Origin of the sequence: Chryseobacterium sp. D764 (assembly GCF_019317325.1) — a bacterium.
In the GTDB taxonomy this organism is placed as follows: Bacteria; Bacteroidota; Bacteroidia; order Flavobacteriales; family Weeksellaceae; genus Chryseobacterium.
Map to the genome: position 1 here is coordinate 1542059 of NZ_CP079219.1, position 15839 is coordinate 1557897.

The following is a 15839-nucleotide window of genomic DNA, read 5'->3' on the forward strand; positions in this document are numbered from 1 at the left end:
TTAAATATCTTTACGCGTTACTGTTATGGATACAGCATTAGGTAAAGCAGAATCAAATTCAACATCTATTTTATTCGGATCGGTTAATCTTATTCTGCCTTCTATTTTGTAAAAGGTTACCGTGTCATACATGGCTACATCTACATTTCTGGTCCCTAAATTGTGTACCACACCACCTGTTCCGGAAATAGAGGTCGTGTACGACTTTACATTATTACTACCGGCAGTTACTCTACCTTTAGCATCAACGGTCACCTCATCATAAGTCCCGGCAGTTACTCCTGTTGCAGCTAATGTCAAACCTGAGGTAACATTGGCTGAACCGTCAAAAGTTGCTGTCCACGTAGCGTCACCTGAAGCAGAAATTGTTCTCGGTGTTGTCAGTTTTGCAGCTGATCCGGTTGTATTGACTGCTGCAGTTCCCGTTAATAATGTCGCAGGAACAGCAGTAATAGGAACTGTTACGTTTCCAGAACCGTCAATATTTTGTGCCGTTGCGGTAACTCCGGAAAGTGTAATAGTTCGTACTGTAGTCCACTTTGTAGCGGAAAGAACATTTTTTGCTGCATCTGCCGTGTTATCAGCATTCCCTAGGCCAACATGAGATTTGTTTAAGACTACAACACCGATTAATCCATTTACAGAATCTACAGCCCCTGAGGTGATATAAACGAACGTTGTTCCCGTCCATCGGTAAGTTTTGTTGGTATCAAGGGATACATAAATTTTACCTGTTTCACCAGTGATAAGCGTAGTATAACCCGCTTCTTTGTAAAATTTTCCGTCAGCAGTTTTATAATATCCCTCCAAAACATCATCCACATAAGATGGCAATTGAGATGCAGGCACCAGTCCTGATGCATCCAGTGCAGCAACTCCATTCGCAGCTCCTTTTTGTGATAACGGAATATAGTTAGCTAAATCCGATGTAGTGGGCATAGAGCCCAAAGACACCGTTATTCCATTGGTTGTCTGGGTAATTCCCGTAACCACATTTCCTGTACCTGAAGTAGTGACCGGTAAAGAAAATGAAGTGCCTGTCAATGTCAAACCGCTACCTGCGCTGTAGGTTGTATCGGTAGAAACTAACGTAATTGTATTTCCGGTCTGGTTAACCGCCATATTGGCACCTGCTGCAAGGGTAACATCTCCGGAAACCAAAGAACCGGATGCACCTCCTTTCAGACGGGTAATGGTATCTGGCGTTGTAAATGATCTGTTTGCTGACAAATCATAAGCTGTACCATTAATTGTTAAAGTACGTGTTTTAGGCACATAATCTAACGGATTTAAATTTCCATCATGCCAAAAAGAATTGATTCCCCTTGTACCGCCGCCGGCAGTTAAAATATCATTGTCTGTTTTCCCTTCTATTTTATATCCAACAGAACTTCGGTAATAAGCGTATTTAATGTCCATAATTATATTTTTTTAATTGTTAACTGAATTATATTGGGTGGTACTGAGTCAAATAGCACTTCAAGATTGTTGGTGTCTATTCTTCTCACCTTAATGGGTATTGTAAACATTGTAACTGTGTCATAAGCATCAATCACAAAACTTAGTGTATCAAGATCATGTTTTATCCTGGAGTCACCCCTAACTCTCTCTTCATGCTTTATTTTTTCGGCATTGGCCGCGTCTTCGATGTTTTTAATTTTATCATATACCAAATCATTAAACTGATTTTGATAAGTAATTGCGCCCCAGTTTGAATAAATGCCGGCAAGGTTGATTTTATCATCTGAAATGTTTCTAATAACAACCTCTTTAAGCAATTCTATCTGTTTCCTGTTTTCTTTGATATAGTCTACGATTTCCTGAAGCTCATCAAGATTGGCGTCATTAGAGCGCAGTATTTCGTTAATTTTTGCAATATGCTCAAGCATTTCATCATCCTTTGCCTGAATTACATTTACAATTTCACTGATCTGCTCTTTTGTGTAGACATTTCCAATCTCTTCCCCTCCATCTATGGTAGCGGCTAATTTGATTTTTAATTTTTCTTTCCACTCTTCTACATTGGCATCAGTAAGATTGGCCGCATTAAGTTTTGCCAGGGCTGAAATATGTGCATTTTCATCTTCCAGATGATTTGTAAAAATTGTGGTGGATAGTGTTTGTTGAAAAGCTTCATGTAAGCCCATCACCTCGTCCATTTTGATTTTTTCATCTAAATGACGGAATGAAGAAAAGGTCTGCTTAAATTGATACTCTGTAGGAATATCACCTTTTTCAAACCAACTGAAAATTATATTTAATGGTGTACTCATCTTGATTATTGAAAATTAGTTTTGATAAAATCGGCCATCCGGGAAACCTTTATTATTGATAGGCTGATTGCCTTGAATGGAATTTTACTTTTTTTGAGCGATTTTAGATTCATCACTCTTTATCATCGTGTCAATTATTGAATTATTGATATGCTATCATCAGCAGAACTATGCATTTTGTGAATGTTTATATCTTTATTTGAGGGTCTACAGTATCACTACATTTTTTCCTACAATATATCCTGCCTGCTCACTTAGTATATTTCTGAATTCAATGACTCTTCACATTTTTCAGAGCTCAAATTTCATTTTTCTTATGCTCTTATAAAAGTTTTTTGACCGTTCTATTCTGTAGCTGCAGTAGACTTTTTTTCTGTAATGGAATGATATTGCTTTGCATTTACAGTGTTCAAAATTCATTTTTTTTTAGTTCCTGTGAAAGTTTTTTGGTCTCTCCATTCTGTAGTTGCAGTAAACTTACAGTTCAGCAAACTCAAACGAACAGAATCATGTATAAAAGTGTTTAAAAACAGGATAATGTCACCTCATCCAATAGAATTATTGATTACAGATAAAACCCGTTATCTGTAAACCAATCCATAAGAACTGACGCTGCATTTACAGACATCATTTTTATAAAAAAGGGATCTTTTAAAAGAAAATGCTAAATATTCCGTTTAATTCTTAAATTTGGCTAATGCAAAAGTATCTTTATCTCATCATAACATTATTATCTCTTACCAGCTGTTATACTTATCAGGTAAAAAAACAGCCGGATCCTGCAACCGACAATAAGCAGGGGCCAAAAAAGACGGCTGAATTAGCGAATAATACTTCTACCCAAATACAAAATATAGCTACTCAACCGACTGCTGTTCCAATTAATATTCAGGAGACGCTTGCCCCTAACAAAAATGTTAAAATTGATGTTGCTGGAAAGAGCTATAAAATAATAGTTGACAGATGGGAAAGCGACAGTCTGGTTGCACACGCTGTTTATAATCCTAAAAAAATTCTAAAATTTCATAAGAACCAGATTAACAGCGAAAAAATTGCAGAAAAACGCTTTTCACAACCCATAGCTGATATCATTACGGTTACTGTGTATGCCGGAATCGGTGTTTTAATATGGGCGCTTGTACACTAATTTCAAAGTCACATTTATCTGAAAAATAACGGTAATTGCCTCTGATTCAAGCGAACTTTATATAAAAGTGTCTGAAGATAGCCAAGCCTGATCACGAATGGGCAAATGACGCCACTTTAAGACAAGTGACGTCATTTTATATTAGTGATTACTCATCATTTTTAATACATTTTATTTTCTGCATATTTATAAACGGTCTTTTCATCCCAGACAAATAACTGGATAGAGCTATAAGGTGGTATTTTATATGAATATCCTGCACTTTCTATGTCAAATCCTTGCCAATTATCACTAGCATTTAATACTAATATTCTTTGACCTCGGAAACATTTTCCTAACACAAAATGCTCACCATATACACATCTGATTACCAGCATTCTATTATCAGAATCATAATATTGAGTTCCCGGCTGCTGCTCAATCATGCCATGAGATAATCTCATTCTGGATTTTTCATTGGTAATCTCATCATCAAGATAGGAAAGACTTCCGTCCGGAATAAATAAAGTATTAGGCTTCTCATCTTTTGATTTGAAGTTTTCGGTAGCTTTTACCGAGCCTGAAACAGTTACTTTATCGGCATCATTAGCATCTGTACCTATACCAATGTTATAGCTCTTTCTATTGAAATTAATACCTTCCCAGCCATTATATCTGCTTGAATATTTATAATACTCACCTTCCAATACAGCTAAATAGAATCCATCCTGTTCATTATATATACCAGATTCTCCGCCATTATATTCATCAGCAACCATTAATCCATTACCTGTATTATTAGTAAATTGCTGGTTTACAATAATACCATTACTAGACATAAAATTCCAGTTATTAATATGACCTTGTGAGAAATCTGCGTCACTCCATAATTTATACCATGTCTTAGACCACTTATCATCAATGCCTTTTCTTATTTTAAGCATTGGTATTCCTTCTCCATTTATACCAGTTTGATTGGCAAAAGCTAATTGATATGAAGAATCCCCAGTTGATGCAGACGTACCATCCCATGGAGCGTAAGTCATTACACCCGCATAATTTCCAGAACCTCCAACAGATCCAGCGTTAATAAAATCAAATCTAACTCTACGGGAATTACCATTTGGTGTAACAACTGTATTCGGGTCTCTTGAACCATCTCTGGATGTAATAAAATAATTGGAAGCTAAAACTCCGTTTGAATTGGTCAGATTTATCCATTGACCATCTTCCCCTTCAGGTTGAATTGACAGAGTTTGACTCGTAAAATTAGATGATACCCAGGATTGAGTAGCTAAGAATACATAGCCATCTGTTCTGTGATATATGTAAGGTGCACCTGCTGATAAACCACTTGAAAACCCTAATGTTTGTGCATTTTCAGCAGAATTAACTTTAGCATCAGGATTAAAATTATTGTTAGTCCAAAGTGTTTCTCCATCTGACAATAAAGGAATATTACCTTTTTTCGTCATGGTTGTGGTATTGATAGCCTGCCAATACTCTAAGTGATTGCTGAATAAAGGAAAATCTATTCTATGATACCATGTATTATTTCCTGCAATGTGTAAAGAGTTACCATAAGTAGACGGGAACCCGGTACCTGAAGCCCAATCTGTAATGCTTAAAGGATAATCTGTTTTTACTGCAGTTGCATCCTGATGATTACCTCTTTTCGCTAAGTATTCTGCGGGATTAAAATTGTTAGTAGTCCAAGGAATTCCACCTTGAATTTTAACAACACCATTGTCGGAATTCAATAATAAATCACCGTCATTTACCGCTCTAACTACAAAACTATCACCTGTCCCACCCCATGTGGCAGAACCTCCATCAGCTCCAATATAAGCTATATCTTTAGCCCCATCATACTTTTGCCATGTCAAATAATTCCCTGTCTGTGCAGTACTTTTCCACTTACCTAACATAGCTGGAGTCTCTATATTAAAAGCACCTGTCATAGTACCTCCATCTTTTCTAAGATAGTTTCCTAACTCTGAAGATGACACAAAATCTGCTGCTAATCTATGGCCTCCGCCCGCAGTTAAAAGATAGTTATCATTATAGCCAATTTTATTAAAACCTTTTGAAGAAACCTGGCCAGCATCAGTGAATTCTATACCATTATTTAAATCCCAATCTTCCGCATTATTTGAAGCAGAAGGTGCCAATATTAAATTGTTATTTGTAGGTTTCTGAATGGACCAGGATTTATAGGAACTATTTTTTAGTTTGAAAGGTATTCTGTTGTAATAGGATTTTGCTGCCGAGATAATTTCATCCGTATTTCTTGTCTGATAATCACCTGGTTTGAAATTTACATTGTCCCAGGCTCTTCTCCATAGAGTCCAGTTGCCATTATGCCCGCTTCTATAAACTAATTCTCCTGCATCTGCACTCGTATCATTATATTTTACCTGTAATTGTGCTGTGGTATCCTGAGCACCCATGTGCAACATAGGACTGTATAAATGCTGAACTCCTCCTGCATTATTGTTGGCTCTATAAACTCCAGAACTGGAATAGCCTCCAAGACTGTTGAAGTTATCATTAAACTGAACTGCTTTAGGGATATAGCTGCTGTCTGCAAAATTAGTTAACCAACTTCTTGTAGCGACTACATCAGAAGGCAAAACAATGATATTGGCAGGATATAAATCAAAGTTAGGTTCTATTGCATGAGACCATCCTACATTCCAATCTTGATTATAGTTCCCATATTTAACTTCCACTTTAGCTACTTCAAATGATAAGTAGGCATTCCAAAATGTATCCGCCTCTCCTAATAAAATACTGACATATCCATCAGTTCCAATCCCAATTCTTGCGGTAGTTGTAGGAAAATTATCTGTTACTTCCCATATCGCTTTTGAACCATTAGGGACCATAGCCCCTGATACATATTTGTAAAAAGCTACATTAACTTTTCCCAGGTATTGACTTTCATATCCATAAATATTAATATCAATACTAAACATAGCATGATCTGGTGAAGCCTGTGGCATTTTAATAGCTAAAATACCTGTATGTCCCCCATCATCATAATAGCCCTGATAAACTTTATTAAATATTCTTACCTTATTCTGGTGCTTATTTATAGATCCCCCTCCTTCAAATTCCAAATCCTTTGCCCCAAGATTAACATCATGTGTTGCGCCATTATAGGGAACATAATTATTTAAAGCTGAAGCATTGACAAAAGTAGACGGATCTAAATTATGAGCATCCCAAACCACTCCATTTACTCCATTTTTATAGTGTATTATATCATTGCCATTAGACTCTATAATAGTATTAATAGTAGGATTTCCTATATATAATGTAGATGGATTACCATAATTTAAAACCTGGTTATTACCTGTCGTAAATGAAGTAGAATAAATACCCTGTTTAGAATAAATCTGACCTGACCGCCCCAGAAAATGGGTAGGATTATTGGCATCTCCAAAATGGAAACCTATACCTTCATTCAGGCTATTGGCACTTCCCTGATAATAAGAAAGTCCATACGTATCGGCATTAGCAAATGACCAGATTCTATTTCTTTCATCTACTTTGTAAAATCTGTTTTGAAAACCTTCATCTGTCTGCACAAAACCTCTTGAATGTATTCCGTAAGGAGGAATAAACTGGGAATCAGTATAAGCAGAAGAAGCCAGTAAACCACCAGATAAAATAACCTGAGAACTATTCCCATTTAAACCCGCTATAGGTCTGTCTGAATCTAATACCCAATAGCCACCTGTATCTTTTTTCTCCCAAAATGTATTATCAGAAACTAACTCTTCTTTGGTTAGTAAATGTTTAAGCTTGATCTGAACTCTTTTTGTACCTCCCGGGTCCGGATGATCCGAAACTGAAATAACCCGGTTTCTACCTTGGTCTAAACCTCCATACCCAACAGTTACTTTTACATCAAACCCCTGCCAATAAGACAATTGAGTAAACCAAAAACAAAGTTTACCGTTTAAGTTTAAGGCCGTAATCCCATCCCAGTAATATAATGTAGAATAGCCGCTATGAGAAATAATAGTACCGTTATAGATATAGCCCTGGATCTTACAATCCAAAGGTTGATCACTTCCGTACATATTACCTTTGATCTCTAAAAGAAACTGATCTCCATAGTCTACAGAATAGTCTACATCAGTTTCAATCAATGTTCCCTGCGGAAAGTCTCTTCCTGAATGAAACCAGGAGTCTTCTTTTTTTCGGGAATCATAATCTCCACCGCCTCCTGTAAGAAACTTTTCATTATCTGAACCGTCTTTATAATACCCGGCAGAATTTACGTAATCAAAAGCATTCCCATTGATATTCATAAAGTGATAACCGTTTGACCTGTACTGCAATGTAGCGCCATAAAGGCCCGGCTGATGAAAAGAAATGGCGGGGTAAACTGTATCAGATGTACCATTACCTCTTAATTCCAAAGCCACTGAATTATAAGCATTCCCGGTACCCCCTGAGAATGTTTTTCTTGCCGATATAACTTGCTCGGTATTAGTTGTCACTAAATTTAAATCAGACACAATTTCCGCATGGGTTCTTGTGCTGATTTTTTTCGTTACAGAATTCCAAACCATTACAGAACCTGCATCGTTTGGAACACTTTTCACAATTATTTCGCCTTCTACAGCGATGTGATTGTTAAAATATTCAGGAGCAATCATTAGTCTAATCTTGCAGTTAAAGTAATTCTATATTCACTCGGGGTAAGAGGTGCTAAAACATCTATCTGTACATCATTTGCCGATGTAGCCACACAGCTTACATTTATTTTTCTATTATCAGCATTACGATAACAGATATAATCAACATTCAGGGTATTCCAGCCATGATTAATGGAAAAAGTAACGGATGAGCCATCTCCGATTTGCACTGTTTTGGATTTAATTTTTTCATCCAGAACAGCTTTCGTAGATTTTGGAGTCATTGCTTTAATAGGATTGACTCCCTCAATAGCTTCATCATCTGTAGCAATTTGAATCAGTCCTTTCACCGTATCTGTAGCATCTACAATGTCAGGAATGCCTTTTTCTATAATCTGATAATTTTTAGGAGCATTTGAAGCATCATCAGTATTAGCAATAAGATGATCACCAACAGAAACGGGCTCATTACCCACCCAGCCATTTGCTGTAATCACCCACACCATCCCTGTTTTAATGGCAGCAGATGTAACCGGTGTCGGAGCAGCCATTGAACCTTTAACAGCAGAAGGAGTATAGCCTCCCGGCTGATAAATCAATGCTCCAGTAAGGCTTTGCCCTATGAAATTTTCAATATATGATCTAATCTTATTGGATGACCAGGTAAATGTCCCTGATTGAATAGCATCATTTAAAAAGATGGAAACAATATCTGCATTGGTAAGATTTCGGCCTGCTATTTTAATAACGTGTCCTGAACTATTGGTCAGTATCTGACTTAGCAATAGAAGTCCGCTTGTTTGATCTGTTTGAAATGGATTATTAGTCAGTGGATAATCGGGATGTACGTAATTTTGAGCCAGATTAATCCATTGGGTACCGTTCCACTGATGCAACTCATTTTTATAATCAATGATCCAACCCGGGAGAGCTTTATCCGTACTGGGAAGTGTATCAAAATACTGAAAGCGGGTGTGCTGTAATTCTCCAAAAAAATTATCCTGATGTGCGTTATTACTTATTACTGCGTTATTATTCATTGTTTTTTATTTTTTATGGTTTAACTTTTAAAATGAGAATATTGATTGGATTAACGATGTCGCCAAACATGTTAATCTTTATGGTTTGGTTGGTAGCGTAATCGTCAATATTTATTTTTTTCCCCGTAACACTGTCCCGGGCCTGAATGATTACATTTTCCGTTTCAAGGGTATTAGGAAACTCTGTACTTCCTGTGACCTGTACCACTGCACTTGTAGCTGTTTGTGAAATCAGCAAAACCTTATCATAGACTTGCTTATTAAATTCCTGTTGATTTTTCGGGCTGCCTAGCCCATCGTAGTCAAGTAACAGCTTTACTTTATCTTCCCTTGATTCTCCTATTGGAATAGCTTTTAAAGCTTCAATATCGTCACGGTTTTTTTTTATGAAGTTTACTATTTCCTGAAGTTCATCTAAAGACAAATCATTGGATAATAATATATTCCTAATATTTTCTATCTTCAGGGCTAAGTCTTTATCAGCATCTTTCAATGCATCAACAAAACCATCTACCTGTATTTTAGTATATGCATTACCCAATTGATCAGAACTGTCAATGGTAGCAGCATTGCTTAATCCAAGTTTACTTTTCCAGCTATTAACATGAGCTGAAGTCAGGTTGCCTGCATTCAGTAAAGCCAAATATTCTGAATGAGCATTTGGGTCTTTTAAATGTGCTTGAAATGCTTCCGCACTGGCAAATAATTGAAAAATTTCTTCAAACCCTTCAATGCCTTGCATAGGGATTAAGTCATCTTTGTGATAAAAAGATAAAAATGTGTCTTTAAACTGGGTTTCTGTTGGAAAATCTCCAGTTTCAAACCAACTGAAAATTGTATGTAATGGTGTACTCATTTGATAATTGATAATTAGTTTTGATAAAATTGATAATTGGGGAAAGGCCTAAAGATTATTTCTATTGCGCGGCATTTTAAGGGGAGCGAAGAAAACCATATCGTTGCAGATGAAGCTATATGGTATGCATTTACTTAGAAAGAATCAATGAAACTGATTCCACTTTTGCTATCTCTGAAATCACCTGACTTTGAGATTTATTTCCAATGATAATATAGGGTTTAAAGTCCCCACTATTAGGTGGGAATTGCTTATTTAGAAAAGAACAGATCAGCCTCAGCCTTTCTTCTGCGGATGAGTCCGTTTAACGTTTTTCCGGCAGCAGTAATGTATTTCTCGGTAAACCAATTTCTGATTGTTTTCTCATCTGCCTTTTTATTAATCAAAGAAAACAGAGTGTCAGATCCTCCTGTATTGTACGTGTGAGAGACAAGAGCATCAAATTGATTTTGAGTAAGAATCAATTTAATTTTACTGTTGACGATTTTTTCATACGTTGGTAAAACAGATGAAAATAGCTCTATTCCTTTTTCTTTGCTGATTGCAGGATCTTTCATGGTTACTTTCTTTCCTCCCGGATAGTACGTGTTACCATACCCAATTGTCGGAATTCCTGCAGAATCCAGATAAGACTTAGCACTGAAACCTTCAAATGATACAATCAGGTTTATTCCTTTTTGTGATGTTTTCATTTCTTAAAATATTTATAGGTGAAAAAGATGAGTATTAAAGTAATTCCAATAATCGTAATGAAAATCCAGGCCAGGATTTCAAATCCATTTGATTGGATTTTCTTTGTTTCTTCAGAGACTTTTGAAGCTACTTCTTTGACCGTTTCTTTTGAACTCGTTTTCTGAGTTAAATCCTGAATAACATAGGTGATTTCTTCTTTTTTAACCTCTGATTTTTCATGGCTGGCCTTTGCATAATGGTTGCTGATGGAATATTCTGCATTTCCCACAATGGAAATACGCTGAATGGTATCCCTCCCTACTATGTTATGGAAAATAAGGGGATTGGATACATCAGATTTTCCTTTTATCAATAGATCTCCTGAGATTTCATTTCTCTCTTCCTTCAATGACACATCATCTGATATACTTTGAATTGATTGTGAGCTTTGTAAGCTTAAAGAATCAGCTTTTTCTGTTTCTGTTTCTTTTGTATTTTCTTTATAAGTGGTTGTAATTTTGTGTTTACTCCGGCAGCCCAACATGAGGCTGCTCAATATGATCAATAACAGAATTTTTGCTTTCATTGGTTTTAGTTTTAAAAATTGAACAGGCCTATAGCTCTGATTTCTTGAATTCTTCAATTCCGGAAAACCTGATTGGAATTCAAATTCTTACATAAATATTTTATCTTCTTTTACGTACTCTTTTTTAATGCTGTCCAGTAACATGTCTACACTTACTTTGTAGCCGGGTTCTTTTAATGCTATTGTTTTTAAACTCACATCCTGTATGATATTCATAATATTAGAACCGGTTAATTCATATCGTTTGGCAATTTGTTCCAGATCAATATCTTCAAGCTGTAATTGTTCCGGTACGTTTTGCTGCCAGATACGCAGACGCTCTTCATGCTTTGGATTATTGAATTGTATGCAGCTATGAAAGCGTCGCGTAAAGGCTTTATCCATATTATTTTTAAAGTTGGATGCCAGAATAATAAGTCCTGAAAATGTTTCTATGCGTTGCAGCAAATAAGAAACTTCCTGATTGGCATATTTGTCATGGGCATCTTTTACAGAGGTTCTTTTTCCGAAAATAGCATCTGCTTCATCAAAAAATAAAATCCAGTTTTTATTTTCTGCTTTGTCGAACAGTTTAGCTAATTGCTTTTCTGTTTCTCCGATATATTTTGAGACCAGCATAGAGACATCTACTCTGAAAACAGGACGTTTGGTGTATTTCCCTAAAAGACTGGCTGCAAGAGTTTTTCCGGTTCCCGGTTCTCCATAAAACAGTACTCTGAACCCTGGTTTAAGTTTTGTCTGCATGTCCCAATCTTCCATAAGAATCCTGCTGCTATGGTACCAGGCTTCAATACTTTTAAGCTCCTGCAGCGTAGTTTGAGGAAGTATTAAATCGGTCCATGATCGACGGGTATGTATTTGTTCTGCAGGAAAATCATTGCTCATTTTCGGCAATAAATCCAAGCCAAAAATGATTTTATTAAAAGCTTCTTCATGAATTCTTATCTGGCTGTTCTCATGAGCTGAACCTGAGAAAGCAATGAGTTCTTCTTTACTCAAAACCGAATTCGGGCCGAAATAATCCAGTGCTTTCAATCGTTCTGAGATACTATCCCCTCCTAAAATATATTGAGCGGTCTGAATTGTAGGATAAAAGAGCCTGCCACTATCATTGGTTGCACAGAAGTCAAACATCGCACTCCCTGGAAACTCCAAATAAATGCGTTTCAACAATGATGGATCCAATCGTGGTAATAAAGCCATTAAAAGAATCACAACTTCCTGATGGGCAAGCTCTTTCCCTGAAATATAATCTCCTAATTGAAAATTTTCATGGTTACTGGTATTAAATTCAGGGGCTTCTACATTAAAATCCTCTGATGGATTGTTTATACGCCATGTAATAACCTTTTCTAAATGAGTAAATAATTTTTGTAATTGTTCTGACTCCATTGGTTTTATGCTTTTAAAGATCTGGTGCATTGCTTCTTTTTTATTTTAAGATGCTTCCACCTGTCCTGTGGTTGATTTCAAGAAACCTCAACCGGAAAGTAGCTCACATTCGAGTGTCTCTCCACAACTGCCGAAGCAGCTGCTTTTGGAAAGTCGCTCCGTCATTGGAGTCCTGCTTTTTTAAAGAATCAATCTACGCCTGAAAGAGAACTGCAGATCCGAAGACCCGTCATTCTGCTTCCGGGAAGAGATTCTAATGCTTTTACATCAGAAAATTCCGGGATTCCAAACGCTAAGAGGTGTCCTGTCAATGAGAATCTCTCCGATTGAGGTATGTTTTATATTTTATATGATTTTAAATATCATGCAACACATCTAAAGGATGGTTACGTTGTATTTCGTAGTTTGCTTAAGAAAACCTCAACCGGAAAGTAGCTCACATTCGAGTGTCTCTCCACAACTGCCGAAGCAGCTGCTTTTGGAAAGTCGCTCCGTCATTGGAGTCCTGCTTTTTTAAAGAATCAATCTACGTCTGAAAGAGAACTGCAGATCCGAAGGCCTGTCATTCCGCTTCCGGGAAGAGATTCTAATGCTTTTACATAAGAAAATTCCGGGATTCCAGACGCTAAGAGGTGTCCTGCTAATGAGAATCTCTCCGATTGAGGTATGTTTGTGATTAATCAATAATGTAATTAACCAAATCGTTAAAGTCACGCCCTAAAATAATTTTTATATTAACGGGGTACGATGTATATTTTGTTCCGTTTATCTCAATTTCCAAAAACATCTGAATAAGAGAAAATGGTTTTCTATGATGAACTGTATGTCTGAATGAGCCCAGTCTGGTAAGTGTTCCCGATGGATAAAATTCATTAACCTCTGATCCAGGTCTGAAATAATTAACAGGATTGATGTCCAGAATCATTTCTTTAGATGTTACCGGATATTCGGACATTCTGCCCCAGGATATTGCGTCTAACAGCTGTTCCTTGTAAAAGCCTCCATCTTTCACTCCATCCTTAATCTTTTTTTTCTGTTTGTACCGTTTTATGATAATCTTAGGCTTGTATTTATCAATATCTAATTCGTTTGATAATTTTACCTTTAAATACTTATAACTTACACTTCTACTGAAAGCATGTGCATAATTATCTATTGGCTGTGGCTGGCTTCCATTTTCAGCTTCAAGGTTGATATGTCCTCGTCCTGATTTTTCAATATTTCCGGCTCTATAGAAATGATAGTATTTGGAGGTCCAGTCTGCTGATGCCTTTACATCCAGGCCGAAATTAAGCTCATTTAAATGAAGATAATTGTCTATGAATCGGCCAAACTGGCTTTCTGTAGGATATTTACCGGTTTCAAAGTAGGTTTTCAGCTCCTCTCTTGGGGTTAATATATTGTTTTCTTCCATGATATTTTAGTTTTCTTTATTTGCTTATATTCTTAGTATGCCTGCTTTCCGGAGCTGATTATCCGTTGTGATGTACAGTTCAAAATTGATTCTTTTTTTGTTCTTATAAAAGTTTTTAGTCCTCTCTATCCTGTAGTTGCAGCAACTTCCATATCACTCATAAACAAATAATTACACCTATACTCTACGGTTCTCGTTTCTTCATCTTTTGCAATACATTTCCACCTTCCGTTTTCACAGAATTTATTATTTGTTTTCAAAAAACAGATGTGACAACCCTTCATTTCGCTTTCCGGATAAAATTCCAGTGGAAAAAGATTCCCGCTGCAGAACATCCTACCCAATTGAGGTTGTATTTTCAGTAATGAGAATGTAATGGGTTACTTCTCTGCCGTCTTGTAGATCTCAAGATCTTTTATATTCATAGGATACGGCTTGTTTTGTTACACAACAGTACTATTTATGTTGTGATGTACAGTTCAAAATTAATCACTTTTTTGTTCTTATAAAAGTTTTTTGCCCTATCTGTACTGTAGTTGCAGTAACTGTGTCTTTAGATCATTTCACAGGTGACATTTCTGTTTATTTCATCAGAAAACAGCTCATGAACAGCTCAACTGGTTTTCTTTTTATTTTAAAAAATAGTCTGCTTTATTTTTTCTGATCAGAACATTTTCTTTATGTCTTAATTATGCTCTTAACATCAATGATCTGATAGTTAAAAGTCAGTACCTAGTCCCTTTTTTATTCCTGTAACTCTTTTTCAGCCTGGTTATTATTTTCAACAACAGAATAATTACATTCGATCCTAACATTTCTGACTTTTTCTACCTGGCCACCCCACCAACTCTCTTGACTTTGCCCGGCATACAAATACCCTGTCGCTACAAGAGTGTTAGTATCTGCATCATACAAATCACACCGTATGTTCTGGCTGCTTGTTTGAAGGTCCGCATTATAAGAAATGTACAGAAAGTCCCATGCATCATAATGATCGGTAACAGTATCTTCAGATCTTTCTTCATTACCCCAATATTGCGAGTATGCTTTATATTGAATAGGCACTTCAGTTTTGTTAAGAAACTTAATACTTGTATTTACAATATTTATTCTTGCTTTATTATCCATTTTGGAAATTTCGATGGGTAGTCTGGTATTCTTCAATTTTCCAAAGTCAAAACCATCAGGAAGTGTATGCAGATTGTTTCCAAATAATCTACGAATATAATAGCTTTCACTTAACTGATAACCAAAACTATAATACTCAGTTTCCCCTAAATTACCTTCTGATATATTTTTTATTTTAATCGTATAAGGAGCACTTCCAAATAAGTATTGTCTCACTACACCTACTTTTGTAGAATCTTTTATTGTGATCACCTGATCTTCTTCATCCGGTGAGGCCACAACAATCTGGATTTCCAAATTTCCCACGTTATTTGCAAAATAGTAAATAAACGCACTATCAATAGATGCCAAACTGTTAGCAAAGAGTAACATTTCTTTTTTGTTTAGAACATCTTCCCTGTGTCTTAAAGAATCAATCAGATCCGAAAATTGGTTTTGTGTAGGATGTTTACCTGTTTCAAAATAGGTTTTTAACTGGTCTCTTGTAGTTGGTTTATTTTCTTCCATAATACTTTACAATTCTTAGCGGCTTATGCTTAGAGCATAATTACCTTTGGTTTTCAATGATTATTAATGTTATGTTTTTAAAGTTTGGGACTCATCCTTTTCTTTATTCCTGTAATTTTTTTTGGACTGTTCTGCTCTGTAGTGGCAGTAAACTTAGTTTTTAAAGTCGAATGATGGGTACATGATTTCAAAA

11 protein-coding genes are annotated in these 15839 nt (G+C 36.2%); 1 reads left to right on the forward strand and 10 read right to left on the reverse strand.

The window, feature by feature from the left end; all coding sequences use genetic code 11:
* A complete protein-coding gene (locus tag KYG33_RS06990; RefSeq protein WP_219072923.1) occupies positions 1 to 1419 on the reverse strand; it encodes a hypothetical protein in 1419 nt (472 codons plus the stop codon).
* A gap of 2 nt (positions 1420 to 1421) precedes the next feature.
* A complete protein-coding gene (locus KYG33_RS06995) occupies positions 1422 to 2273 on the reverse strand; it encodes a hypothetical protein (protein ID WP_219072924.1) in 852 nt (283 codons plus the stop codon).
* Between the two features lie 697 nt (positions 2274 to 2970).
* On the opposite strand from KYG33_RS06995, the gene KYG33_RS07000 reads away from it, so the two are divergent.
* Positions 2971 to 3420, forward strand: coding sequence for a hypothetical protein (locus KYG33_RS07000; protein WP_180564092.1), 450 nt, complete (start codon positions 2971 to 2973; stop codon positions 3418 to 3420).
* A gap of 161 nt (positions 3421 to 3581) precedes the next feature.
* Here the strand turns inward: KYG33_RS07000 and KYG33_RS07005 are convergent, their stop codons facing one another.
* From KYG33_RS07005 to KYG33_RS07040, 8 genes are all read right to left on the reverse strand, one after another.
* On the reverse strand, positions 3582 to 8072 hold the full coding sequence (locus tag KYG33_RS07005; RefSeq protein WP_219072925.1) for a hypothetical protein: 4491 nt from the start codon (positions 8070 to 8072) through the stop codon (positions 3582 to 3584).
* Positions 8072 to 9091: a hypothetical protein gene (locus KYG33_RS07010; RefSeq protein WP_219072926.1), complete on the reverse strand. Its 1020-nt coding sequence runs from the start codon at positions 9089 to 9091 to the stop codon at positions 8072 to 8074. Before KYG33_RS07010 ends, KYG33_RS07005 begins: the two co-directional genes overlap by 1 nt.
* 13 nt (positions 9092 to 9104) lie before the next feature.
* On the reverse strand, positions 9105 to 9947 hold the full coding sequence (locus tag KYG33_RS07015) for a hypothetical protein (RefSeq protein WP_077418697.1): 843 nt from the start codon (positions 9945 to 9947) through the stop codon (positions 9105 to 9107).
* A gap of 251 nt (positions 9948 to 10198) precedes the next feature.
* Positions 10199 to 10639, reverse strand: a complete 441-nt coding sequence (locus KYG33_RS07020) for a lysozyme (protein WP_077418696.1) — start codon at positions 10637 to 10639, stop codon at positions 10199 to 10201.
* Positions 10636 to 11205, reverse strand: a complete 570-nt coding sequence (locus KYG33_RS07025; RefSeq protein ID WP_077418695.1) for a hypothetical protein — start codon at positions 11203 to 11205, stop codon at positions 10636 to 10638. Before KYG33_RS07025 ends, KYG33_RS07020 begins: the two co-directional genes overlap by 4 nt.
* 87 nt (positions 11206 to 11292) lie before the next feature.
* Positions 11293 to 12627, reverse strand: coding sequence for an ATP-binding protein (locus KYG33_RS07030; RefSeq protein ID WP_077418694.1), 1335 nt, complete (start codon positions 12625 to 12627; stop codon positions 11293 to 11295).
* A 646-nt stretch (positions 12628 to 13273) separates the two neighbouring features.
* On the reverse strand, positions 13274 to 14011 hold the full coding sequence (locus KYG33_RS07035; protein WP_077418693.1) for a hypothetical protein: 738 nt from the start codon (positions 14009 to 14011) through the stop codon (positions 13274 to 13276).
* 744 nt (positions 14012 to 14755) lie between these two features.
* Positions 14756 to 15646, reverse strand: coding sequence for a hypothetical protein (locus tag KYG33_RS07040; RefSeq protein ID WP_077418692.1), 891 nt, complete (start codon positions 15644 to 15646; stop codon positions 14756 to 14758).
* Between the last annotated feature and the right edge of the window lie 193 nt (positions 15647 to 15839).

Excerpts from the sequence above, each read along its gene's own strand:
- KYG33_RS06990 (WP_219072923.1), bottom strand. The coding sequence starts at position 1,419 with ATGGACATTAAATACGCTTATTACCGAAGTTCTGTTGGATATAAAATA.
- KYG33_RS06995 (WP_219072924.1), bottom strand. The coding sequence starts at position 2,273 with ATGAGTACACCATTAAATATAATTTTCAGTTGGTTTGAAAAAGGTGAT.
- KYG33_RS07000 (WP_180564092.1), top strand. The coding sequence starts at position 2,971 with ATGCAAAAGTATCTTTATCTCATCATAACATTATTATCTCTTACCAGC.
- KYG33_RS07005 (WP_219072925.1), bottom strand. The coding sequence starts at position 8,072 with ATGATTGCTCCTGAATATTTTAACAATCACATCGCTGTAGAAGGCGAA.
- KYG33_RS07010 (WP_219072926.1), bottom strand. The coding sequence starts at position 9,091 with ATGAATAATAACGCAGTAATAAGTAATAACGCACATCAGGATAATTTT.
- KYG33_RS07015 (WP_077418697.1), bottom strand. The coding sequence starts at position 9,947 with ATGAGTACACCATTACATACAATTTTCAGTTGGTTTGAAACTGGAGAT.
- KYG33_RS07020 (WP_077418696.1), bottom strand. The coding sequence starts at position 10,639 with ATGAAAACATCACAAAAAGGAATAAACCTGATTGTATCATTTGAAGGT.
- KYG33_RS07025 (WP_077418695.1), bottom strand. The coding sequence starts at position 11,205 with ATGAAAGCAAAAATTCTGTTATTGATCATATTGAGCAGCCTCATGTTG.
- KYG33_RS07030 (WP_077418694.1), bottom strand. The coding sequence starts at position 12,627 with ATGCACCAGATCTTTAAAAGCATAAAACCAATGGAGTCAGAACAATTA.
- KYG33_RS07035 (WP_077418693.1), bottom strand. The coding sequence starts at position 14,011 with ATGGAAGAAAACAATATATTAACCCCAAGAGAGGAGCTGAAAACCTAC.
- KYG33_RS07040 (WP_077418692.1), bottom strand. The coding sequence starts at position 15,646 with ATGGAAGAAAATAAACCAACTACAAGAGACCAGTTAAAAACCTATTTT.